This is a genomic window from Streptomyces sp. NPDC031418, assembly GCF_055581605.1.
The window spans coordinates 284,214-307,098 of sequence record NZ_JBVIJC010000005.1 but is presented as its reverse complement, the minus strand read 5'-3'; the positions used below and the strand labels follow the sequence as shown (position 1 = coordinate 307,098).

The following is a 22,885-nucleotide window of genomic DNA, read 5'->3' as shown; positions in this document are numbered from 1 at the left end:
CCGGGCGTCGCCCGGATCAGGTGTGCGTCCACTTCTGGTTGCTGGCGCCGGTGCAGGTCCACAGCTCCAGCAGGGTGCCGTTGGCCGTTCCGGCTCCGGTGGCGTCCAGGCACAGGCCGGACTGGACACCGGTGATGGTGCCGTCGGCGTTGAGCGTCCACTTCTGGTTGTCGCCGCCGGTGCAGTTCCAGATGTCGACCTTGGTGCCGGGGCTGGTGCCGCCGCCCGAGGCGTCGAGACAGGCGCTGCCGTAGACCCGCAGCTCACCGGTCGAGGTGCTCGTCCACTGCTGGTTGCTGCCGCCGTTGCAGTCCCACAGCTCCACCTGGGTGCCGGGCGTCTGCGACTGGTTCGGCACGTCCACGCACCGGCCGGAGCCGACCCCGGTGATCGGGGCGGTCGTACCGCCGCCGGTTCCGCCGCTGCCGGGGGTGAGGGACAGGTTGTCGAACTGCGCCGTCTCGCCCTGACTGGTGGCGTAGCCGACCTGTCCGCCGGCCCAGGTGCGGTCGTTCACCGAACCGACCCGGGAGCCGTCGATCACGGCGGTGACGGTGGTGCCGGAGAAGGTCAGGGCCAGGGTGTGCCACCGGTTGGTGCCCAGCGCCGTGGTGGTGCCATGGGCGAGGGTGGAGACGGTGCCGTTGGTGCTGGAGTTCAGGATCGACCAGGCTCCGGTGTCGCTCACCCGGAGGTGGTAGGCGTTCAGCCCTCCGGTGCTGGTGTAGTCCTGCCCGTTGGCGCGGCCGATCAGCTCGGCGTATCCCGGCTGTTCGAGCAGCACGTCGGACGAGAAGGTGTAGTTGCTCCAGCTCACGTCGCCGAGCAGGGCGTGCGGATCGGACAGCGCGTCCCAGGTGATCGGCTTCTGCGGGCTCATCTGGCGCACGCACCTGCCGCTACGGCCGCCGCCGCAGCCGGTCACCTCGAAGGCGCCCTGCCAGTCCATGAGGTACTTCGCCTCGGTGCCGGTGGCGTAGCCGTCGAAGGAGTCGCTGTACGGCAGGCTCATCGCGCCCGCGGCGGGGCCGGTGGCGGTGCCCTTGCCCTGACCGGTGGTGGTGGTCAGGGTGTACACGCGATGGGGCTGTACGGTCAGGCTGAATCCGCCGCCGGACGGGGTGATGTCCGTGGTGTGCACGAGGTAGTCGGCCGGGTTGCCCGAGTCGACGTCGGTCGACCAGACGTGGACGGTGCCGGTGGACAGCCCTCCGGTGACACGGAAGTTCAGCGTCTGGGCACCGCCGGCGTCCATCGTCTCGACGACCGTGGAGTAGTCCGAGTCGTTCGTGGACTTCAGCGTGACGTAGCTGCCGTTGTTCCGGTTGCCGCCGATGTAGCCGCTGGAGGAGTCCAGGTACCGCCAGCCCGGGGCGGTGAACTGGGTGGTCTGCGCCATCACCCAGGCGTTCTTGCCGATCGCGTAGTGGCCGGACCACGGCTGCGCGGCCAGGGCGAGCCCCATGGTGGGGTAGGGCAGGTTCGGCGTGATCGCCGCGACCACCGGCCAGTTGAGATACGCGGTCATCCGGCCGTCGATGTAGCCGCGGTTGATGCCGCGGGCCACGGCCGGCGCTCCCGCGTTGTAGTCGTCCGAGCCGTTCTCGCTGGCCCACAGCTGCTTGCCGGACGACGTGGCGGCCGACGGCACCGTGCAGGAGGACTGGGACGACCGGTAGCCGCAGGGGTAGTGCGTGCCGATGACGCTCACCGCGGCGGCGAACTTCGGGTCGGCGTCGACGTCGTTCGCCACGGACCAGTCCGAGTCGGCCCCGACGATCTTGACGTTGCCGTAGCCGTGGCTGTCGAGCGCGCTGCGCAGCTGCTCGTACCAGCTGACGTTGTAGCCTCTCTCGTTCCATCCGCCGAGGTAGTCGATGCTCAGCTGGTGCTGCTTGGCGCAGCCCAGCCAGGAGAGCAGGTAGTCGATCATGTCGGTGGACCAGAAGTTCCCGCCGCCGATCCAGCCGGGGGCGCCCCAGGCGAGTCCGTACAGCTTGATGTTCGGATTGCGCGCCTTGGCCTGCTCCATCAGCCACCATTCGTAGCCCCGGCCGCAGTTCAGGTCGGACCGGGTGTGCTGGTGACTCGGCTCGGCCCCCGAGGTGGAGTTGGTGTCCCCGCCGATCTCGGCCTTGAGGATCTGCAAGGAGGCGCCGTAGCCGGGGCGGAAGAGGTAGTCCAGGATCTGGCCGCGCTCGGGCTCGGGATAGTCGACCAGGAGCCTGCTGTTGCCGCCCCCGCCGCTGATCGCGCCGACGCCGTCGAAGATCCGGCCGCCGGACGCGCCGTCGACGGTGATGGAGGTGGCGGCCTGGGCCGGCGCGGCGGCCGTGCCCACGATGCCGCCGGCGGCGAGAACAAGGCCCGTGAGCACGGCCGTCGAGCCGCGCAGGCGCCGGAACAGCCGTCTGAGTGGTGACACGGTGGAGCCTCCTTTCACAGGGTCAGTTCAGCGTCCATCGCTGGTTGGACTGGCCGTTGCAGGTCCACAGCTCGACGGGGGTGCCGTTGGCGGTGGCGGCGCCCGTCACGTCCAGGCACAGTCCGGACTGGGCGCTGGTGACGGTGCCGTCGGCGTTGAGCGTCCACTGCTGGTTGGGCTGGCCGTTGCAGGTCCAGGTGATGACCTTGGTGCCGGGGGTGGTGCCCTGCCCGGAGGCGTCCAGGCACAGGCGGCTGCCGCCGGAGGTGACGGTCAGCTCGTGGGAGGCGCTCTGGGACCAGGTCTGGTTGGCCGCGCCCGTGCAGTCGGCGATCTGTGTCTGGGCACCCGGCGTGGTGGTCCCGCCCGGCACCTCGAGACACTTCCCCGCGCCCACGGCGTGCAGCGCGCCCGTGGTGGTGCCGCCGCTTCCCGTGCCGTAGCCGGCGGCGGTGATGCTCGCCTGGACGGCGTTCTCGGTGGCGTCGGACGGGTAGCCCGCGGTCATCGCGCCTTCGAAGAACTCGCCGACTCCGTTGGGGCTGTTGTCGCCGCCGGTGCCGAGCAGGACGGAGCTGTCCAGCTTCATCGGCGAATAGCCGTTCGGCAGGGGGCCGGAGAAGGTGGTGGTCAGGCCGCCGCTGGTGCCGTTGCCGTATTTGAGCGTGAAGTTGCTGGTGCCGTTGTTCTTCAGCCATGCGCTGACGAAGGGGTAGTGCACACCGGGGTTCTTCGGGTCCTTGTTGGAGCCCGTGTTGGTGTGGTACATCCCGTTCTCCAGGTCGGCCTCGACCCACGGGCCGCTGCCGGTGCATCCGCCGAACCAGCAGGCCGTGCCCCAGTAGATGGCGTTCATGGTGGCGTTGCCGGTGTCGGTGTGGGAGTTCTCGCCGCTGCCGTAGTCGAAGCAGCACCACTGGCTGGTGTAGTTCGACGACGTCACCATGTAGATGCCCTCGGGCTGGGCGCCGGTGGCCACGCCGCTGGCGTGGTCGAGCCGGTAGCCGACACCGGGGGTGACCTTGACGCCGAAGACCTGGTGGCCGGCCGCGGTCACCGGCAGGGCCATCGCGTCCGCTCCGACGTCGGACCCGTTCGGGCCGGGGCCCTTCCAGTAGCCGCCCCAGGAGATCGGCAGGTCGTTGTGGTGGGCGGTCTGGTCGTAGATCTTCGTGATCGTGCACGACGTGCCGGCGCAGAAGGACACCTGGGACGCGGCGTCGGCGTAGCCGCCCGCGCCGAGCACCCCGATGTCGCGGTAGCCGTGGTCGGACGCGCGCTGGATCTGGTAGAGCGGCCCGTTGTACGACGCGAAGAGCGCCCTGGTCGTGGAGTGTGCCGTCACGCAGGGCGTGCCGCCCGCGGCATAGATGTCACAGGGCAGCGACGCGTCGGCCGCACGGGCGTGCGCCGGTGCCGTTCGGACCGCGGCGGGTGTGCCGGTCCGCGGGGGTGTGGCGGACGCCGGGGTGCCCAGCGCGGCCAGGGCCATCGCCAGGGCGATCAGGAGCAGTGCGGGGAACCGCCGTCGCCGGCGGTCGCTTGCTGATCCGGACAAGGTAGACCTCCTCCGTGGCGGTACCGCCGTACGGCGGTACCGCGTCTGCCGGTGTGGCCGAGGGGGGCGGGGTCAGCCCAGCGTCCACCGCTGGCCGCTGCCGCCGTTGCAGTTCCACAGCTCGACCTGGGTTCCGTCGGCCGTGGCACCTCCCGTGACGTCCAGGCACAGTCCGGACTGGACGCCGGTGACCGTGCCGTCGGAGTTGAGCGTCCACTGCTGGTTGGACTGGCCGTTGCAGGGCCAGATCTCCACCTTCGTTCCCGGGGTGGTCTGGTTGTCGTAGGCGTCCAGGCACATCTGGCCGCTGCCGGAGTAGACGGTGAGCTGGCCGCCGGCGGTGTGCGTCCAGGTCTGGTTGGCGCCGCCGTTGCAGCTCCAGATCTGCACCTGGGTACCGGCGGTCGTGGTGGAGTTCGGTACGTCCAGGCACTTGCCCGCGCCGACCGCGTGCAGCGGGCCCGTCGCGCTGGTGCCGCCGCCGCTGGTGCCGCCCGCGACCCGGTACATCACCGTGCCGTGCGCCGGGACCGAGGCGCTGATGGTGCCGGAGGTGGTCGAGGTGGCGCCCGACCACAGGTCGGTCAGGGTGTAGGAGGACGCCCCGGTCTTCCCGATCGCGGCCGCGTTGGTGCTGATGGTCGCCGTGGAGCCCGTCTCGTTGAACAGGGCCACCGACACGTCACCGTTGGCCAGCGGCTTGGCCAGCACGTCCAGGCCGCCCGAGGAGGACACCATGGTCCCCTGCTTGCCGAGGGAGTCCTGGTCGACCGCGATCACCCGGGAGTTGGTCAGCGTGGACAGGGTGTCCTGGCTGGCCGAGGCGATGTTGGTGCCCGCGATGAGCGGCGCGGCCATCTCGGCCCACAGGCTGAACTCGCTGCGGCTCTCGGTGGACGTCATCGACCCGTTGCCGACCTCCAGCATGTCCGGGTCGTTCCAGTGGCCGGGTCCCGCGTAGGACGCGAGTCCCACGTTGCTGTGGAAGATCGACAGCATGCTGGAGTACGTGGGGGTGATGTCCCCCGTGGTGCGCCAGCTGTTGCCCACGCCGGCGCCCCAGGTCCACACGTTCTCCTGGCCCCAGTTGCACAGGCTGAACAGGATCGGCCGGCCGGTCCCGGCCAGTGCGTCGCGCATCGCGGTGTACCGGGTCCGCGCCGACACACCGGTGTTGTTGCAGTTGTCGTACTTCAGGTAGTCCACGCCCCACGACGCGAACGACTGCGCGTCCGTGGTCTCGTGCCCCAGGCTGCCCGGGTATCCGGCGCAGGTCTCGGTGCCCCCGTCCTCGTAGATCCCGAGCTTGAGGCCCAGCGAGTGGACGTAGTCCGCGGTGCCCTTGATGCCGTCGGGGAACTTGGCCGGGTCCGGGACCAGGTGGCCGCCGGAGTCGCGGTTGTGGGTCATCCAGCAGTCGTCGATGTTGACGTACTGGTAGCCCGCCGCCTGCATTCCGTTGGTGTGCATCGCCTGGGCGGTGGACTTGATCAGTGACTCGGAGACGTCGCAGCCGTACGCGTTCCAGTCGTTGAAGCCCATCTGCGGGGTCAGCGCGAGCCCGTTGCCGAGCGCGGCGGCGGGCTGCGCCGTGCCGAGGGTGAGAAGGGGGACGCCCACCGTGAGCAGCAGGGCCGAGAAGGCGAACGCCAGGGTTCTGCGCAGGGACAGCAGTGAAGGCTGCAACTGAAAGCGAGTGTGTAGGGGCATACCTCATCCATTTCTGGGGCGGGTTGGGAGAGCCGACGGGCGCTCAGCGGTAGCCGGCGGCGGTGATGTCGGCCTGGACCGCGTTGTCGGTCGCGTCGGAGGGGTAGCCGGCGACGATGGCTCCCTCGTAGAAGGTGCCGGCGCTCAGGTTGGCGCCGCCGCCGGGCTTGCAGCAGTCGCCGCCGCTGCCCAGGACGATGGCCCCTTGTTTCTTCATGGGGCTGTATCCGCTCGGGAGCCTGCCGTCCCACAGGGTGGTCAGGCCGCCGGACTGCGCGTTGCCGCCCTTGAGGGCGAACCGCGAGGTGCCGTCGTTCTTCAGCATCGCGGTGACGAACTTGTCGGGGAACGCACGCTGGTTGGTGTTCCAGGACTGGCTGCCGCCGGAGTACAGGCCCCATTCGAGGTCCGCCTGCACCCAGGGACCGCTGCCGGAGCAGCCGCCGAACCAGCACTCGGTGCCGAAGTTGATCGCGTCCATCGCCCCGGCGGCGTCGGCCTTCCGGTCGGTCTCGCTGTTGCCGTAGTCGAAGCAGCAGCCGCCGTTGACATGGGTACCGCTGGTCACCATGTACGCGCCTTCGGGTGCGGCACCGGTCGGCACACCCGTCAGATGGCCGTCCCGCCAGTAGCTGTTGCCGGGGTTGATGTAGAGCGAGTACGCCTTGCCGCCCCCGGCGGTCAGCGACTCGGAGGTCGCCTTCGCGGGGCTGCTCTGACTCGATCCCGGCACCTGGGCCGAGCCCTGGTACCACAGGTCGTTGCCGTGTCCCGACTGGTCGCGGACGACCGTGATCACGCAGGAGGTGCCCGCGCAGAACGCGTCCTGCGCCGCCGCGTCGGCGAAACCGCCGGGCGCCCGCACGCCGATGTCCCGTGTCGCGTTGTCCGAGGCGCGCCTGACCTGGTACAGGGGGCCGTTGTACGACCCGTAGAGCGCGCGCACCGTGCTGTGCGCGGCCACGCAGGGGGTGCCGCCCGCGGCGTAGATGTCGCACGGGCGCGACCCGCCGGCCGGGGACGTCGAGGCGGTCCACGTCTGGTTGCTGCGGCCGGTGCAGGTCCACAGGATGACCGCGGTGCCGTCGGCCGTCCCCGCCCCGCTGACGTCCAGGCAGAATCCGGACGCCGCACCGGTGACGGACCCGTCGGAGTTCTGTCGCCACACCTGGGTCGGCCGCCCGTCGCACGGCCGGATGACCACCGGTGCCCCGGGGGCCGTCCGATTGTCGTAGGCGTCCACGCAGCGGGTGCCGTTCATCGTCCTCAGCTCACCGGCCGCGGTCCACTCGAACGCCTGGTTGGGCTGGTCGTTGCAGGTCCAGATCTCCAGAACCGTGCCCGGCGCGTCGGTGTTGCCCTTGACATCCAGGCATCGCCCCGACGCCGAGCTGACCAGGGGTGCCGCCGAAGCGGGCGCCGACCAGGTCGGGGCGGTCGCCAGCAGCATGGCCAGCAGGGCCATCACGCCTACGGCTGCCGCCGCGGCCAGGCGTGGGGCACGAGCCGTGGGACGGCAGGGCGGAGCGGAGGAAGGCTGCATTCTGTGTCCTCGGATCTGCGGGGGAAGGGGACGGAGAGTGCCGTGCCTGTCGGAAGGGGCTCCGAAGGGGGTGTCGAGCCCTCCTGTCAGCGGGCCCGAGGGCACGCACAAGGAACGCTCAGACATCCCATGTCACACAGTGATCCCACAGGGCCCTGACGCTGTCAATAGATATAACCGAGCGACAGAGAGCCCTATACATCCCATGTCTGGGGGCTTCATTGGCCGCGGTGAGGGCATGCCGAAACCCGCGTCCGGGCACGGTCGCCGTGCGGGACGCGGGTGTTCGTGAGCAGGACCGCGTGCTGGGCGCCGGCTACCTCACTTGAGGGTCCAGTGCTGGTTGGCTCCGCCGTTGGCGTCCCAGATCTGCACGGGGCTCCCGTTGGCGCCCTGCCCGCCCGGGACTTCCAGAGCGCGGCCGGAGGCGACGTTGGTCAGCGTGTAGGAACCGTCGCTGTTCTGGCTCGCCCGCCAGTGCTGGTTGGCTCCGCCGTTGGCGTCCCAGATCTCCATCCGTGTGCCGTTGCCCGTCTGCCCACCCGGCTCGTCCAGTACCCGCCCGCTCCCGACATTCGTCAGCGTGTAGGAACCGTCGCTGTTCTGGCTCGCCCGCCACTGCTGGTTCGTACCCCCGCCGGCGTCCCAGACCTGCACGGGCGTGCCGTTCGCGGTCTGCCCGGCCGGTACGTCCAGCGCGCGGCCCGCGGCGACGTCGGTCAGCGAGTACACCGCCCCCGGGACGATGCCGCCGGAGTTCCCCGTACTACCGCCCAGCGCGGACAGGACCGCGTCGTAGGCGGGCTTCTTGTTGCCGCCCCCGTCGAACAGGAGCGGGTTCTCCCCCGTCCGCCACGAGTCGCTGTCCCGGATCCCCCACACCGTCATACCGGTGCAGCGGGCGACGTTCATGCACGCCTTGACGGTGTTCGCGTACGCCGTCGGCGACGCCTGGGCGATGTCCAGCTCGGTGATCTGGACGTCGACGCCGAGCGCGGCGAAGTTCGACAGGGTGGTCTGGAAGCTCGCGGGCGGTCCGCCGGCGCCGAAGTGGGACTGGAAGCCGACGCAGTCGATGGGTACGCCGCGCGACTTGAAGTCCTTGACCATCGCGTAGACGCCCTGGGTCTTGGCGTCGGTCCAGTTCTCGATGTTGTAGTCGTTGTAGCAGAGCTTGGCCGAGGGGTCGGCGGTCCGGGCGGTGCGGAACGCCTCCTCGATGAAGCCGTTGCCGAGGACGTTCTGGAAGACCGAGCTGCGGTGCTGTCCGCTGCCGCCGTCGGCGAAGGCCTCGTTGACCACGTCCCAGGCGTAGATCTTGCCCTTGTAGTGGGACATCTCGGTGGTGATGTGGTTGTCCATCACGCTGCGCAGGGTGTTCGGGTCGGTGATGGAGCTGACCCAGCCGGGCAGTTGGGAGTGCCAGACCAGGGTGTGGCCGCGCATCCGCTGGCCGTGCGCGGTGGCGTGGTTGACGATCTGGTCGGCCGGTCCGAAGTTGAAGGTGCCGCGGGACGGCTCGGTGGTGTCCCACTTCATCTCGTTCTCCGGGGTGATCATGTTGAATTCCCGGTCGAGAAGGGTGGAGTACGTCGAGTCGCCGAGCTTTCCGGCGGCCACGGCCGTGCCGAAGTAGCGGCCGCTGCCGGCCGCGGCCGCGCCCAGGGTGCCGGAAGCCGCATGGGCGGCGGGGGCCGTCGTCGCGGCCAGGGCCAGTACGGTGGCGGCTGTCACACCGGTGGCGGAGGCCAGGGTGGTGCGCAGACGGAGCCCGTCCTTGAACCAGGACATGAAGGATCATTCTCCTCGTGTGTGGGGGGAAGACGCCGATCAGGAGACCGGCAGGGTGGTCCACTGCTGGTTGGCACCGCCGTTGCAGTCCCAGAGGATCAGTTGCGTACCGTTGGTGGCAGAGGCACCGGGGTCGTCGAGGCAGCGGCCGGAGGCCGGGTTGCGGTAACCGCCGTTGTAGGCCTGCCACTGCTGCTGGGTGCCGCCGTTGCAGTCCCAGATCTCGATCTTGGTGCCGTTGGCGGTGCCACCGCCCGTGGCGTCGAGGCACTTCCCGAGCGCCCGCAGGGTGCCGTCCGAGCGCGCGGACCACGACTGCGCGTCGCCGCCGTTGCAGTCCCAGATCTGCACGGCGGTCCCGTTGGCGCTGTTGCCTCCGTTGACGTCCATGCACTTCCCGGCGACCCCGGAGCGGACCGGTCCGCCCACGGCGACCGGCGGCTTGAGCCAGCCCGCCGCGTCCGCGGCCTGGACCCCGGCGTTGAAGGCGTCCGCCATCTTGCCGTAGCCGTTGTCGTTGGGATGCAAGGGGTCGGACAGGTCCGCGGTGGTCAGAGCGCTCATGTCCACCAGGCGTACATGCTTGCCGGCGGCCTGCTCGGCCTGGACGATGCCGGGCAGCGCGGCGTTGAACGCGGGGCGGGTGGCCTCCTCGGTGCTGCTGGTGGAGACGATCACGGTGCCGACGAGGACGGTCGCGTCAGGGGCGTCGGCCGTGATCCGGTCGATGAGCGCATGGAGCCGATCGGCGGCGGGCTGGGCCGCGGAGCCGCCGTTCAGATCGTTGGTGCCGATCTCCAGGGTGATCACGTTGGGCCGGTACCGGGCCAGCACGGAGTCCGCGATGCCGGCTATCTCGTCGATGTGCCAGCCGGAGTGGCCTTCGTTGTCCGGGTCGGACATCGTGCCGTTGCGGCCCGACCCCACGAAGTCCAGGGCATGCCCCTCCCCCGCCAGCCGGTTCCACAGGAAGCTCCGGTAGCCGTTCCCGGAGGGGCTGCCGACGCCCCAGGTGATGGAGTCGCCCAGCGGCATCAGCCGCAAGGGGGTGGGCGCTGCGGCGGCCCGTGCGGCGGAGCCCGGTGATCCGGTGCCGGTGGCGGCTGCCGCGGGCACCGCGGTGGCGGTGCCGAGCGCCGCCGTCAGCGCGGCGGCCAGGAGTACCCCGTACTTCTTCATCTGTGTTCCTCACTGGGTGGGGGACAGCGGGTGGGAGTGAACGAGCGGGTGAGTCGGTCAGCGCGGCGTGAAGTCCTGGTTGCTGCCGGCCGTGTTCTTGCAGGGCCACTGGTCGAGCTGCTGGCCGGCGTTGCTGCCGCCGCCGTAGACGTCCAGGCACAGGCCGCTGTTCTGGTTCTGGAAGGAGTACGAGCCGTCGGACTGCCGTACCGGCAGCCACAGCGCGCCGGTCGCTCCGCTCGGTTCCTGCTGCACGATGTCGGGCGTCCCGGCGGCGGTGAGGCTGCCCGAAACCCCCACCACCAGCCCGGAGTTCTGCGCCTTCAGCTGCCCGTATCCGCCGGCGCCCGGCACGAACTGGAACTGCTGGTTGGCCTGCCCGTTGCAGGTCCACTGGTCGATGGCGGCGCCCGCGCTGCCGGAGTTGCCGTACACGTCCAGGCACAGACCGCCGCTGCCGATCACCAACTGGTGGGAGCCGGTGGGGAAGCCGCCACCACCGCCCGACGACTGGACGCCGGCCTGCTGGATGACCTGCTGCGCGCCCGCCGGCCAATTGGTGCCGCTGACCTGGACGTTGCCGGTCAGGACGTTGTTGTGCGGCGGGCCGGTGGCCACGTAGGTGTTGCCGCCGTTGTACCAGTTGCCGGAGAACGTGCTGTCGTCGGTGTGGTTGTTCGCGTTGGCGTTGGTGAGCGCCCAGTTGCCCGCGTCCTGAACCACGTTGTCGGAGACCTTCAGATAGCGGGAGCCCTCGTCCAGGTACAGCGCGGTGGTGCGGTTGTTGTCGTACATGTAGTTCTCGGAGATCACCGAGCCGGGGTTCGCGGACAGGTTGTAGATGCTGCCGCCGTCGAACATCGCGTTCTTGGTGTCGAAGATCAGGTTGTGGGAGACGGTGTTGTTCTTCAGCGTCGTGGGGGTGCTGTACACGGGCTGGTAGTTGTACGTGCCCCGGTTGACGTAGTCCTGGCTGCCGCCCGGGTCGTTGGCGCCCCATCCCCAGCCGATGTCGATGCCGTCGTAGGGCAGGTGGTCGCACTGGTTGTGGGTGATGGTGGCGTTGGTGACGTAGGTGGACAGGATGGCGGCGGTCTCCTTGTAGTCGGTGCCCACCCCGCTGACCTTGTTGTTGCTGATGGTGATGTTCTGGTTGGTCATCTGCGGGTTGCCGGGGTGGTGCGCGTCCGGCTGGATCCCGCCGACCTGGATGCCGCTGCCCGCGGTGTCGGTGAACGTGTTGCCGGTGATGGTGACGCCGTTCGCGCCGAGGCCGGTGCCGGAGGCGTTGGCGACACCGTCGTTGCCCACGCCGAGCCCGGCCTGTCCGAGCTCGGAGAACGTGTCGCCGGAGAACGTGATGCCGGTGGCGGCCGAGACCTGGACGGCCGCGGGCATCTGCGCCCAGTGGTTGCGGGTGGCCTCGAACTGGGTGCATCCCGACGCGCAGGTGCTCAGCCAGTTGGCGGGCATCGGGTAGGCGCCGGTGATGTGCGCGCCGCTCTGCTGGTCCGCGTAGCCGTCGGGTCCGCTGGGGCCGAGCCAGGAGGTTCCGGTGAACCGGATGCCGCTGAAGGCGAGCCCGGTGGCCGGTGAGCCGTAGCTGCCGCTGATGCCGAGCAGGCTCTGCAACCGGGGCAGTTCGATGTCGAGGCTGCCGGGGTTCTGCCCCGGCTGGGCCCGGTAGTACAGGTCGCCGGTGGACGCGTCGAGGTACCACTGTCCGGCCTGCTGGAGGAACGCGTAGTTGTTCTCCAGGTGCATCGTCCCGCCGGCGAACGGTGCGTTGACGGTGTCGTAGCCCCAGGAGTTGTTGTTCCACGCGGGCTGCTGCATGGTGATGGTCCTGCCGCTGATCGACTGGACCGGCGCATAGCGGTCGGTGAAGGAGTTGAGGCTCTCGACCTCCATGTGGTTCTGGTCCGAGAGCCCGGCCAGGTAGTCGAGGGAGGAGTCGGTGACGGTCAGGCCGGTCTGGGTGAAGGTGAAGGCGGAGCGGGGCACCTGGATCGCCGCTCGTGGTGCTTCCTTACCGTTCACGTACAGCTGGCGGGTGTTCACACCGGTGCCGACGTGGGCCGACCAGATGTTCTTCGCCTGATCATGCACCTGCCAACCAGTGATCTGCTGGGCGCCGGTCACGACCGGCTGCTGCCCGGAGGCGGCCTGGTAGGTGATGGTGTGGCCGTTCTGGCCGCCGTCTCCGGAGCCGAAGACGAGTGGCTTGGTCAGCCGGTAGGTGCCACCGGCCAGGTGGACGACGACGTCCGAGTCGGCCGAGAGCCGGTGCGCGGGCTGCTCCGCCTGCTCGATGGTGGCGAACGGCTGCCCGGCGGTGCCGTTGCCGCCGGGAGCCGCATCCGGCGCCACGTACAGGTCGGCGGCCGCGGCCAGGTGTTCTGCCGGTACCGCGTACGCGACCCCGGCGGTGGCCGGACTGCCGGCGAGTAGGGCGAGCAGAGCTGTGGGGGCGGCCCACAGGCCACGGAGCGCTCTGGCTCTGGGCATGGTCATCCTCCGGTGGTGGCGCGACGGGTGGCGGGTGGCCCGTGGTCGGCGGTGTGCCCGGCCACGGGCCGGAGCCGGTCGGGTCAGCTCAGGTCAGTTGAGGCTCCACTGCTGGTTGGACCCGCCGTTGCACGGCCAGAGTTCGGCCAGGGCGCCGTCGGCCGTGGAGGCGCCGGTGACGTCGAGGCAGAGTCCGGACTGGGTGCCGGTGACGGTGCCGTCGGCGTTCACCTGCCACTGCTGGTTGGCGCCGCCGTTGCACGGCCAGGTCTCCACCTTGGTGCCGGCGGACGTCTGGTTGTCGTACGCGTCCAGGCACATCTGGCTGCTGCCGCTGTACACGGTCAGCTGGTTGGAGGACGTACGGGTCCAGGTCTGGTTGGCGGCGCCGTTGCAGCTCCAGATCTGCACCTGTGTACCGGCCGTGGTGGACGAGTTCGGCACGTCCAGGCACTTGCCCGCGCCCACCGCGTGCAGCGCGCCGGTGCTCGTGCCGCCCGTGGTGTTGCTGTACCCGGCCGCGGTGATGTTGGCCTGGACGGCGTTCTCGGTGGCGTCCGACGGATAGCCGGAGGTCATCACGCCTTCGTAGAAGGTGCCCTGGGCGCCCTTGCTGTTGTCGCCGCCGGTGCCGAGGATGATGGCCCCCTGCTTGCGCATCGGGTTGTAGCCCGCGACGTTGGGGCGCACCCCGTCGTAGAACGTGGACAGGTTGCCCGACTGGGCGTTGCCGCCGCGGATCGCCCAGTGGTTGGGGCCGCCCTTGATGATGGCGGTCGTGTAGCGGTAGTTGATGGTCGGATCATTGGCGTTGTAGCGCTGGTTCACGCCGGAGAAGAGGCCGTTCTCCAGGTCGGCCATGATCCACGGGCCGTTGCCCGCACCGTAGCCCCAGACCTTGATGTTGCCGAAGTAGATGGCCTCCATGGTGCCGTTGCCGTCGTCGTTGCTGTCCGTCTCGGCGTTGCCGTAGTCGAAGCAGCAGCCGCCGTTGTAGTGCGTGCCGTCGAGGACCGCGTACATGCCCTCGGGCTGGTCGCCGGTCGCGATGCCGTTGGTGTGGTTGTTCCGGTAGCCCGTGCCGGGCGCCACGAAGACGCCGTAGGCCTTGTGGCCACCGACCATGGTGGGCGCGGCGGTCGCGTTGGCGAGGTTGTCGGGGCCGCCCGCGGCCCCGCCCCCGGGCGCCTGGGTGAGGTTGTTCCCGCGGCCCGACTGGTCGTAGATGATCGTGATCAGACAGGTCGTCCCGGAGCAGAACGCGTCCTGGGCGGCGGCGTCGGCGTATCCGCCCGCGCTCAGCACACCGATGTTCCGGGTCGTGTTGTCCGAGGCACGCCGCACCTGGTACAGCGGCCCGTTGTACGCGGCGTACAGCGCTCGCGTCGTGCTGTGCGCGGCCACACAGGGCGTACCGCCCGCCGCGTAGATGTCGCACGGCCCCGAGGTGGCGGCCCCCGCCGGGCCGGCCGTGGCCGTGGCGCCGATCAGCGTCGCGGCGACGAGCGCGACCGCGGCCCCCACCCGGGCGGCCATGGTCCGCCGGGAGCGGGGCGGGTGCGACGGCGGAGGGATGTCTGCCTGGTCCGGCGCACTTTCCGGCCTGCGGCGGCGTCGTACCGCCTCGAGCAACAGCTGGACGCCACCGCGGCCGGACAGCGGGTGACGTCTTCCACGTACGGTGCCCATCTGATCTCCCCACCGTGCCGACGCAACCCGGCCGGGTTGGTGCGGATGGCGCCGACAGCTCCGGAAGCGCTTGAACGCGCGTTTCTTTGCAGCGTGATTGCAGAGAGGTTTCGGGGGGAGACGGTGCTCCCGGTTTCGCAGTGCTGTCAAGGGTGTGGGAGGTCCGGGACCAAGGTTGTCGCGGAATCGATTCGACGGCTGGATTGCACCGGTCAGGGCCGGACCTTGACCCGGAGTTCGTACGGTCGTAGCCTCTTTTGTCGAAGCGCTTGCGTGGAATCGGTTCGCAGCCCCCTCGCCCACGACGCCCAGGTACCCTGGCTCCCTGCGGGTGAGTGCGTGAGGAGCTGTATGAACATCGGGGAGATCGCTCGGCGCGCCGGCGTGTCACGCAGCACGGTGTCGTACGCGCTCAGCGGCAAGCGACCGGTCTCGACCAGCACCCGCAAACGCATCCAGGACGTGATCAACGAACTGGGGTATCGCCCCAACGCGACCGCGAGGGCGCTCAAGGAGGGCCGGACCCGGACGATCGGTCTGGTCATACCGCCGGCCGGCAACCGGCTCACCCACATGCAACTGGACTTCGTCGCCAGCGTGGTCGACGCCGCCGCCCGGGCCGATCTCGATGTGCTGCTGTCCCCGTCCGGCGGGGGGCACGACCGTTCCTTCGAGCGGTTGGTCTCCGAGGGCCGGGTGGACGGTGTCATTCTGATGGAGATCCGCCTGGAGGACCCACGGGTGGGCCGGCTCCAGGCGGCGGGACTGCCCTTCGTCGGCATCGGGCGCACGGCCGACGACCACCGGATGTCCTGGATCGACGTCGACTACGCCGGCCTGGTCGGGCACTGTGTGCGGCACCTCGCCGATCTGGGGCACCAACGGGTGGCTCTGGTCACGCGGTCCAGGGAACTCGTCTCGGCCGGTTACGGCCCCGCGCGCAGGGCCAGTGAGGGTTTCCGGGCGGCCGTGGCGGAACGCGGTCTCGACGGCATCGAAGTGCCCTGCGAGGACGACGCCCGCTCCGGCCAGGAATGCGTCGAGGCGCTGCTGCGCGACCATCCCGGACTCACCGCGGTCACCACCATCAACGAGGCCGCGCTGCCCGGCATCGAGCGCGCGCTGGCGGACAGCGGCCTCCGTGTGCCGTACGACTTCTCCGTGACCGGAGTCGCGGCCAGGACCTGGGCCGAGGACTTCCGCCCGCCGCTCACGGCGGCCGACGTACCGGCCCAGGAGATGGGCGAGAAGGCCGTCGCCCTGCTGGTGGAACGCATCGCCGCACCGGACACCCCGGCCCGGCACATCCTGTTGACCCCACCCATCTCACTGCGCTCCAGTACCGGCGCCGCACCCACCGGCCGCACGGCGCGGGTCGAGCGCGCGGCGCGCTGAACCGGGGACGTGTCAGAACTCGTCGGCAACGTTTCCGCGTCCTGCGGTCACTGAACAGTGCACCATCGACGCGATGCTCCGAACGGACCGACATGAAGACAGAGACCATGACCGCGCGGCGGGCCGCGCGACAGCGCCGGCGCAGACGCAGGCTGATGCTGGGCACCGCCGTCGCGCTGACCTCGGCGGGGGTGCTGGCCGCTCTGGTCCTGGCGCTGCTCCCCGACCACAGGGCCGACGCCGGGACCGCCGTCACCGCCCGGGCGATCCCGACGACCTCGCCCGAGGCGGGCGGCCCGACCCCGCCGGGTGCCCCGGCCCGGACGGTGACCCCGACGGGGACGCGCACGGCGACTCCGGCGCGCCCCCCGGCGTCACCGGCGGCATCCGCGGCGGCGCAGCCCTCGGCCACGGGTACGTCGCGGCCTCCGCGCCCGGCGCCCACCACGGCACCGGCGGCCGGACGGATCCGGCCCGGCACCACCTACCGGGGCGTCGCCACCGCCTACGAGGCCGGCGACGGAAACGGCGCCTGCCTGTTCGGCCCGAGCCCCGACCTCATGGTCGCCGCGATGAACACCACCGACTACGAGTCGTCCAGGGCGTGCGGGGCGTACGTCCTCGTCCGCGCGGCGAACGGCGCCTCCGTCACGGTGCGGATCACCAACGAGTGCCCGGCTCCCTGCGCGCCCGGCCAGATCGACCTCAGCCGGCAGGCGTTCGCCCGACTCGCCGACCTCTCCGCCGGCCGGATCCCGATCACCTGGAGGCTGGTGAGCCCCGGGGCGGTCGGCACCCTCTCGATCCGGTACAAGACGGGCTCCAGCCCCTACTGGTGCGGCATCCAGGCGATCGGCCACCGCAATCCGGTGGCCGCCCTCGAGGTCCGCACCGCGCACGGCTGGCGGCGCCTGCCGCGTACCGGCTACGACTACTTCCTCTCGGCCGACGGCAGCGGTTGCGGCGGCGCGATCAGACTCACGGACATCTACGGTGAACGGCTGACCCTCAGCGGCATCGCGCTGCGGCCGGACGTCGTACAGCCGACCGGGGTCCAGTTCTCACGCCACTGACCGCACCGCCGTCACGCAGCAAAGGAATCCACCTTGCCCTACAGCATCCGCGCGGGCGGTCTGGAACGGCACACCGCCGCAGAGATCCTCCGCATCGAGCCCTGGGGACCGGACGCCGTCCGGGTGCGGGCCTCGTCCGGGACCATCGACCCCGGCGCCCCCGGCGCGCTGGAGAGCCCCCCGCCCGGCCCGCCCGCCGAGCTGTCCGTGTCGGACGACGGCTGTGCCCGCCTGGTCAACGGCCGCCTGGCGGTCGAGGCGTCCGCGGACGGCCGGCTGATGTTCCGGCACGCCGCCTCGGGCCGCGAACTCCTCGCCGAGCGGCTCCCGAACGCGCATCACACCGGCGCTCGCGTCCACGCGGCGGGCGGCCGGACGGAACAGTCCTTCCAGGCCTACGACGGCGAACGGCTGCACGGTCTGGGGCAGCATCCGCACGGGCGCCTGGACCAGAAGGGCTGTGTGATCGACCTCGTCCAGAGCAACACCGTGGCGGCCATCCCCTTCCTGCACTCCTCGCGCGGCTACGGACTGCTGTGGAACAACCCCGCCACCGGCCGGGCCGAGCTGGGCGCGGACGCCACCCGGTGGACCGCCGACGCGGGCGGGCGCATCGACTACTGGATCACCGCCGGTGACACCCCGGCCGGGATCCTGGACTCCTACACCCGGGCCACCGGACGCGCGCCCCTGCTGCCCGAGTGGGCGTCCGGTTTCTGGCAGTCGAAGCTGCGCTACCGCACCCAGGACGAACTCCTGGCGGTGGCACGGCAGTACCGGGAGCGGGGGCTGCCGCTGTCCGTCATCGTCTGCGACTTCTTCCACTGGCCGAGGATGGGCGACTGGCGTTTCGAGGAGAGCGAGTGGCCCTCCCCCGCCGCCATGGTCGAGGAGCTGACCGGCCTCGGGGTGAGACTCGCCGTCTCGGTGTGGCCCACCGTGGAGCCCGGCAGCGACACACACGAGGAGCTGCGCGCGGCCGGACACCTCGTCCGGGACGCCGACGGCGGCCTGCTCACCTTCCCCTGGCCGTCCCGGTACGGCGGGGACGCGCCGACCCGCCCGATGGCGTACTACGACGCCACCCACCCCGGGGCACGCGCCGCGCTGTGGCAGCGGCTGAACGACAACTACCGTTCGCTGGGCGTGCAGTGCTTCTGGCTGGACGCCTGCGAACCCGACCTGCCCCGGGACCTCGCCGAGCGCGCCGTCTACGCGGCCGGGCCGGCCGCCGCGGCCGCGCACCTCTATCCGCTGGAGCACACCCGTGCGGTCGCCGACGGCCTGCGCGCGGCGGGCGAGGACCGGCCGCTGTCGCTGGTCCGCTCCGCGTGGGCGGGCAGCCAGCGGCACGGCGCCCTGCTGTGGTCCGGCGACATCCCGCCCACGTTCGACTCCCTCGCGCGCCAGATCAGGGCGGGACTCAACGTCGCGATGAGCGGTATCCCCTGGTGGAACACCGACATCGGCGGCTTCGCCGGCGGCGACCCGGACGACCCCGCCTACCGCGAGCTGCTGATCCGGTGGTTCCAGTACGGCACCTTCAGCCCCGTCATGCGGCTGCACGGGGACCGCGAGCCGCACCATCCCACCTTCTCCGCGGACATGACCGGCGGGCCGAACGAGGTCTGGTCGTACGGCCAGCAGGCGTACGGCATCCTCCGCGACCACCTGCTGATGCGGGAACGCCTGCGCCCGTACCTGAAGAGGCTGTCCGAGGACGCCCACCGCACCGGCGCCCCGCCGATGCGCCCGCTGTTCTTCGACTTCCCCGCGGACGAGCACGCCTGGGACGTGGACGACCAGTTCCTGCTCGGCCCCGATGTGCTGGTGGCGCCCGTGTACGAGGCGGGTGCCCGGGCCCGCCGGGCCTATCTGCCGTCCGGCACCCGCTGGCTCGACCCGGTCACCGGGCGGGTGCTGGAGGGCGGTACGACGCTCGACGCCGCGGCCCCGCTGGAGCGCATCCCGGTCTTCGTGCGGGAAGGAGCCGACGTCGCGGCCTGCTTCGCTGAACTGTCAGGGTGAGGACGGGTCGACGTACTGTTCGCCTGCGCGCAGGTGTTCCCTCAGCCACTGCTCGGTGTTGCTCACGTGCAGCAGTGCGGCGGCCTGGCTGAGGGCGGCGTCGCGGGTGGACAGTGCGTTGAAGATCGCCTCGTGCTCGGCAAGGGTGCGGGCCGCCGCCTTGTCGTCGACCAGACCGCGCCAGATACGGGCGCGCAGGGTGCGGCCGGAGATGCCTTCCAGGAGGGTGAGGAGGGTCTCGTTGCCGGTGGCCGCCACGACGGCGCGGTGGAAGGCGGCGTCGTGGGCGTTGAGCCGTTCGACGTCGTCGCGGGCCGCGCGCATGGCGTCCAGGTGCTGCTTCACGTCGGCCAGCTGCTCGTCGGAGATCCGCGTGGCCGCCAGGGCCGTGGCGAGCGGTTCGAGGAGCCGCCGTACCTCCATGAGGTCCCGCAGGGCGACCGAGTCGCCCTGGAGCAGCTCCACCGCACCGCCGAGCCCTTCCAGCAGCAGGCTCGGCTGAAGGCTGGTCACATAAGTGCCGTCGCCGCGCCGCACCTCCAGGACCCGCGCGACGGCCAGTGCCTTGACCGCTTCCCGGGCAAGGTTGCGGGACAGCCCCAGCTGGGCGGCCAGATCCGGCTCGGGCGGGAGCTTCGAGCCCGGGGGCAGCGCGCCGGTCCGGATCAGCTCGCGGATCCGCTCGATGGCCTTGTCCGTCAGCGACACCGCGCATCCCTCCCACCCCGGCCCGCGAGCACGTCCGACCTGATCAGCCCCTGAGTGCGGAGATCGGCCCAGAGGCCGTCCGGAACACGCCGGTCATGGAGTTCCACGTTCTGTCCGACCTGTTCCGCAGTGCGCATGCCGAGGGTGACGTTGATGATACTGGGATGCGTGTACGGGAAGGCAATCGCGGCCGCGGGCAGGGTGGTGCCGTGCGCCTCGCAGACCTCGGCGATGGCCTGAGCGCGCGCGACGAGGGCCGGCGGAGCGTCCTGGTAGTCGTACTTCGCGCCCTCGGCGGGCCGGTCGTGGGAGAGGATGCCGGAGTTGAAGACGCCTACCGCCACCACGCTCTTGCCGAGTTCCAGTGCGGCGGGCAGGACGTCGTCCAGCGCCGACTGGTCCAGGAGTGTGTAGCGGCCGGCGAGCATGACCACGTCGGCGGCGGTCTCGCGCAGGAAGCGGGCGAGCATGGCCGACTGGTTCATGCCCGCGCCGATCGCGCCGATCACGCCCTGGTCGCGTAGCTCGGCGAGGGTGGGCATGGCCTCGTCGGCGGCTTGGCGCCAGTGGTCGTCGGGGTCGTGCAGGTAGACGATGTCGAGGCGGTCCAGGCCGGTGCGTTCCAGGGTGTCCTCGAGGGAGCGCAGGACGCCGTCACGGCTGAAGTCCCACCGCCGGCGCAGGTCGTCCCGTACGACGAAGCCCTCGCTGTCGGTGCCGCGTGGCTCCTCGTTGGGGACGAGGAGCCTGCCGACCTTGGAGGAGATGACGTACTCCTCGCGCGGGCGGCCTCGCAGGGCGGCGCCCAGGCGGCGTTCGGAGAGGCCGAGGCCGTAGTGCGGCGCGGTGTCGAAGTACCGTATGCCGGCCTCCCAGGCCGCGTCGACGGCGGCGGTCGCCTCGTCGTCCGGGGTGACGCGGTAGAGGTTGCCGATCACGGACGCCCCGAAGCCCAGCTCGGTGAGTGCGACAGGCGTGTGCGGGATCTTCCGGTGCTGCACGGTGTGCTCCTGGGGTGCGGGCGAGTGAGGCACCGCCGCTCATCGGCCGAGCCATCCGCCGTCGACGGGCAGGACGACGCCGTGGACGTAGGCGGCGGCGTCGGAGGCGAGGAAGACGGTGGCGCCCGCGAGGTCGTCGGCGTCGCCCCAGCGTCCGGCCGGGATGCGGTCCAGGATCGCCTTGCTGCGCACGGGGTCGTCCTGGAGCGCCTGGGTGTTGTCGGTGGCGATGTAGCCGGGCGCGATGGCGTTGACGTTGACGCCGTGCGGGGCCCACTCGTTGGCCAGCGCCTTGGTCAGTCCGGCGATGCCGTGCTTGGCGGCGGTGTAGCCGGGAACGGTGATGCCGCCCTGGAAGCTGAGCAGCGACGCGGTGAAGATGACCTTCCCGCTTCCGCGGGCCACCATGGCCGCGCCGACCGCCCGGGTCAGCGCGAACTGCGCGTTGAGGTTGACCTGGAGCACCAACTCCCAGTCGGCGTCGGTGTGTTCGGCCGCAGGGGCGCGGCGGATCGTGCCCGCGTTGTTGACCAGGATGTCCACCGGCCGCTCCCGCCCGGCCAGGTCCGCGCCCAGCGCCCGTACGGCGGCCGGGTCGGCGAAGTCGGTCCGGATCGCCTCGAAGGTACGGCCCGCGGCGGTGACGTCCTTCTCCACCGCGCTGCCGGACTCCTCCAGCGAGGCACTCACGCCGATGACGTCCGCGCCGGCCTCGGCGAGCGCCCGGGCCATGGCCCGCCCGATCCCGCGCCGGGCCCCCGTGACCACGGCGAGCCGTCCGGTGAGGTCGAAGGCGGTCATACGGCGGCCTCCTGGGCGTCGTCGGTGCAGTCCACGAGGATCTTCATCACGTCTCCGCCGCCCTCCAGCGCCTCGAACGCGGCCGGCGCCTGCGTGAGCGGCACGACCTTGCTGATCAGCCGCTCCGCCGGAATGGTCCCGTCGGCCACCAGAGCGACCGCCTTCTCGAAGTCGGAGCGGTCGTACAACCGGGCCCCCACCAGGGTCAGTTCGCGCCAGAAGAAACGGTGCAGGTTCACCTCACGGGGACGCGGGTGGATCGCCACCAGGCAGAGACGGCCGCGTACGCGCAGGACATCGACCGCCGTATCCACGCCACCCGCCGCACCGGACACCTCGAAGGCGACGTCCGCGCCCGCGTCCCCGGTCCATGCACCTACCAACGCCGGCACATCGTCCGCGGCCGGATCCCACGTCTCCAGACCCAGCTCCTCGGCGAGCAGCCGCCGGTGCGCACTCAGCTCCACCACCCGCACCTCGGCGCCCGCGGAGCGCGCGACCAGCGCGATGAGGACACCGACCGGACCACCGCCCACCACGACGACCTTCTCACCCTCGCCGACCTGGGCCCGGCCCACATCGTGCACCGCGACCGCGGTCGGCTCGACCAGCGCGGCCCGGTCCAGCGGGAGCGCGTCGGGCAGCCGTATGAGGGTCGAGGCGGGCACGGTCCAGCGCTGCTGCATCGCGCCCGGCGAGTCGATGCCGATGAAGTCCAGATGCTGACAGATGTGCTGGTGGCCGTTGCGGCAGGCGGGACAGGTGCCGTCCCAGCGCAGCGGCATCACGGTCACCGCGTCGCCGGGTGCCCAGTCATCGACGCCGGGGCCCACCCGTACGACCCGGCCGGACATCTCGTGCCCGATGACGGCGGGCGCGGCGACCCGGGCGTCCATGTCGCCGTGGAAGATATGCAGGTCGGTACCGCAGATACCGACGTAGGCGGGCGCCAGCTCCACCTCGCCCGGACCGGGCGGCGCGCTGAGCGCGGGCGCCGTGTCCAGGGTGCGGGCGGACGTGTAACGGACGGCGAGTGTCATCGTGGGGTCAGGGTCCCTTCAGCGCGGACGCCGATGGTCAGCAGCAGGTTGGCGTAGGTGCGGGTGTCGGCGGTGACGATCGCCAGTGCCAGGTCGGGCGACCGTGCGGCGTCGTAGAACTCGAACCGGCCCAGCGTCTGCACCGGGGCGGGTGCGAGCCGGGCGCGGTACTCGGCGATGGCCGGTGGCTCCGGTTCGCCCTCGGGCGCCACCATGACCTGTGCCGATTCCACGGGGATCGCCCGCAGCAGGACGTCGAGCACGGTGGTGACGTCCAGCAGGCCCGGACTGAGGTTGAGGTGGACGGTTCTGGCCCGCTCGCCGGTGGCCGTACCGGCGGGGTAGTGGCCGTCGGCGAGCAGGACGCGGGCGCCGTGCCCGGATCCGGCGAGGGCTTCGAGGATTCCGGGGTGCAGCAGTTCCGTCAGGAGCACCG

General features: G+C 71.0%; 15 protein-coding genes and 1 pseudogene. 3 read left to right on the top strand and 13 right to left on the bottom strand.

Annotated features, from left to right (window positions below):
• Positions 1-16: 16 nt before the first annotated feature.
• The 8 genes and pseudogenes from ACZ5CZ_RS08920 to ACZ5CZ_RS08885 form a co-directional block, all read right to left on the bottom strand.
• A complete protein-coding gene (locus tag ACZ5CZ_RS08920; RefSeq protein WP_385846193.1) occupies positions 17-2,425 on the bottom strand; it encodes a ricin-type beta-trefoil lectin domain protein in 2,409 nt (802 codons plus the stop codon).
• Positions 2,426-2,447: 22 nt separating this feature from the next.
• Positions 2,448-3,917: an arabinofuranosidase catalytic domain-containing protein gene (locus ACZ5CZ_RS08915; RefSeq protein ID WP_468940750.1), complete on the bottom strand. Its 1,470-nt coding sequence runs from the start codon at positions 3,915-3,917 to the stop codon at positions 2,448-2,450.
• Positions 3,918-4,055: 138 nt separating this feature from the next.
• On the bottom strand, positions 4,056-5,693 hold the full coding sequence (locus ACZ5CZ_RS08910) for a glycoside hydrolase family 27 protein (protein ID WP_385846194.1): 1,638 nt from the start codon (positions 5,691-5,693) through the stop codon (positions 4,056-4,058).
• A gap of 43 nt (positions 5,694-5,736) precedes the next feature.
• Entirely contained in the window at positions 5,737-7,158 is a 1,422-nt protein-coding gene (locus tag ACZ5CZ_RS08905) for an arabinofuranosidase catalytic domain-containing protein (protein WP_468940600.1), read from the bottom strand.
• A 402-nt stretch (positions 7,159-7,560) separates the two neighbouring features.
• Positions 7,561-9,027, bottom strand: a pseudogene (locus tag ACZ5CZ_RS08900) (glycoside hydrolase family 10 protein); the annotation flags it as partial.
• 39 nt (positions 9,028-9,066) lie between these two features.
• Positions 9,067-10,206 (bottom strand): ricin-type beta-trefoil lectin domain protein, encoded by a 1,140-nt coding sequence (locus ACZ5CZ_RS08895; protein WP_385846197.1) that lies wholly within the window; start codon positions 10,204-10,206, stop codon positions 9,067-9,069.
• Between the two features lie 57 nt (positions 10,207-10,263).
• On the bottom strand, positions 10,264-12,714 hold the full coding sequence (locus ACZ5CZ_RS08890; RefSeq protein ID WP_385846199.1) for an RICIN domain-containing protein: 2,451 nt from the start codon (positions 12,712-12,714) through the stop codon (positions 10,264-10,266).
• A 93-nt stretch (positions 12,715-12,807) separates the two neighbouring features.
• Positions 12,808-14,250 carry an arabinofuranosidase catalytic domain-containing protein gene (locus ACZ5CZ_RS08885; protein ID WP_468940747.1) on the bottom strand — a complete coding sequence of 481 codons (1,443 nt, stop codon included), beginning with the start codon at positions 14,248-14,250 and terminating at the stop codon, positions 12,808-12,810.
• Positions 14,251-14,754: 504 nt separating this feature from the next.
• On the opposite strand from ACZ5CZ_RS08885, the gene ACZ5CZ_RS08880 reads away from it, so the two are divergent.
• The 3 genes from ACZ5CZ_RS08880 to ACZ5CZ_RS08870 all read left to right on the top strand — a co-directional run bounded on the left by ACZ5CZ_RS08880 (position 14,755) and on the right by ACZ5CZ_RS08870 (position 18,899).
• Positions 14,755-15,798, top strand: a complete 1,044-nt coding sequence (locus tag ACZ5CZ_RS08880) for a LacI family DNA-binding transcriptional regulator (protein ID WP_468940595.1) — start codon at positions 14,755-14,757, stop codon at positions 15,796-15,798.
• 92 nt (positions 15,799-15,890) lie between these two features.
• Complete coding sequence (locus tag ACZ5CZ_RS08875; RefSeq protein ID WP_468940592.1) at positions 15,891-16,871, top strand: expansin EXLX1 family cellulose-binding protein; 981 nt, start codon at positions 15,891-15,893, stop codon at positions 16,869-16,871.
• Positions 16,872-16,904: 33 nt separating this feature from the next.
• Positions 16,905-18,899 (top strand): glycoside hydrolase family 31 protein, encoded by a 1,995-nt coding sequence (locus ACZ5CZ_RS08870; protein ID WP_468940589.1) that lies wholly within the window; start codon positions 16,905-16,907, stop codon positions 18,897-18,899.
• Here ACZ5CZ_RS08870 and ACZ5CZ_RS08865 read toward each other — a convergent pair.
• The 5 genes from ACZ5CZ_RS08865 to ACZ5CZ_RS08845 are packed head-to-tail and all read right to left on the bottom strand — an operon-like array spanning position 18,891 to position 22,883.
• Entirely contained in the window at positions 18,891-19,607 is a 717-nt protein-coding gene (locus ACZ5CZ_RS08865; protein ID WP_385846205.1) for a FadR/GntR family transcriptional regulator, read from the bottom strand. The two genes, ACZ5CZ_RS08870 and ACZ5CZ_RS08865, sit on opposite strands and share 9 nt — an antisense overlap.
• The gene (locus ACZ5CZ_RS08860) at positions 19,598-20,608 is read right to left on the bottom strand and encodes an aldo/keto reductase (protein WP_385846206.1); all 1,011 of its coding nucleotides are present in this window, start codon (positions 20,606-20,608) and stop codon (positions 19,598-19,600) included. The genes ACZ5CZ_RS08865 and ACZ5CZ_RS08860 overlap by 10 nt, the downstream gene beginning before the upstream one ends.
• 39 nt (positions 20,609-20,647) lie before the next feature.
• Entirely contained in the window at positions 20,648-21,409 is a 762-nt protein-coding gene (locus ACZ5CZ_RS08855; RefSeq protein WP_385846207.1) for an SDR family oxidoreductase, read from the bottom strand.
• Positions 21,406-22,449, bottom strand: a complete 1,044-nt coding sequence (locus ACZ5CZ_RS08850) for a zinc-dependent alcohol dehydrogenase (protein ID WP_385846209.1) — start codon at positions 22,447-22,449, stop codon at positions 21,406-21,408. The genes ACZ5CZ_RS08855 and ACZ5CZ_RS08850 overlap by 4 nt, the downstream gene beginning before the upstream one ends.
• The gene (locus ACZ5CZ_RS08845; RefSeq protein WP_385846210.1) at positions 22,446-22,883 is read right to left on the bottom strand and encodes an RbsD/FucU family protein; all 438 of its coding nucleotides are present in this window, start codon (positions 22,881-22,883) and stop codon (positions 22,446-22,448) included. The genes ACZ5CZ_RS08850 and ACZ5CZ_RS08845 overlap by 4 nt, the downstream gene beginning before the upstream one ends.
• Positions 22,884-22,885 lie beyond the last annotated feature (2 nt).

Coding starts and splice junctions, on each gene's coding strand:
- ACZ5CZ_RS08885 (WP_468940747.1), bottom strand. CDS start 14,250: ATGGCCGCCCGGGTGGGGGCCGCGGTCGCGCTCGTCGCCGCGACGCTG.
- ACZ5CZ_RS08895 (WP_385846197.1), bottom strand. CDS start 10,206: ATGAAGAAGTACGGGGTACTCCTGGCCGCCGCGCTGACGGCGGCGCTC.
- ACZ5CZ_RS08905 (WP_468940600.1), bottom strand. CDS start 7,158: ATGGCCCTGCTGGCCATGCTGCTGGCGACCGCCCCGACCTGGTCGGCG.
- ACZ5CZ_RS08915 (WP_468940750.1), bottom strand. CDS start 3,917: ATGGCCCTGGCCGCGCTGGGCACCCCGGCGTCCGCCACACCCCCGCGG.
- ACZ5CZ_RS08880 (WP_468940595.1), top strand. CDS start 14,755: ATGAACATCGGGGAGATCGCTCGGCGCGCCGGCGTGTCACGCAGCACG.
- ACZ5CZ_RS08875 (WP_468940592.1), top strand. CDS start 15,891: ATGAAGACAGAGACCATGACCGCGCGGCGGGCCGCGCGACAGCGCCGG.
- ACZ5CZ_RS08855 (WP_385846207.1), bottom strand. CDS start 21,409: ATGACCGCCTTCGACCTCACCGGACGGCTCGCCGTGGTCACGGGGGCC.
- ACZ5CZ_RS08890 (WP_385846199.1), bottom strand. CDS start 12,714: ATGCCCAGAGCCAGAGCGCTCCGTGGCCTGTGGGCCGCCCCCACAGCT.
- ACZ5CZ_RS08910 (WP_385846194.1), bottom strand. CDS start 5,693: ATGCCCCTACACACTCGCTTTCAGTTGCAGCCTTCACTGCTGTCCCTG.
- ACZ5CZ_RS08850 (WP_385846209.1), bottom strand. CDS start 22,449: ATGACACTCGCCGTCCGTTACACGTCCGCCCGCACCCTGGACACGGCG.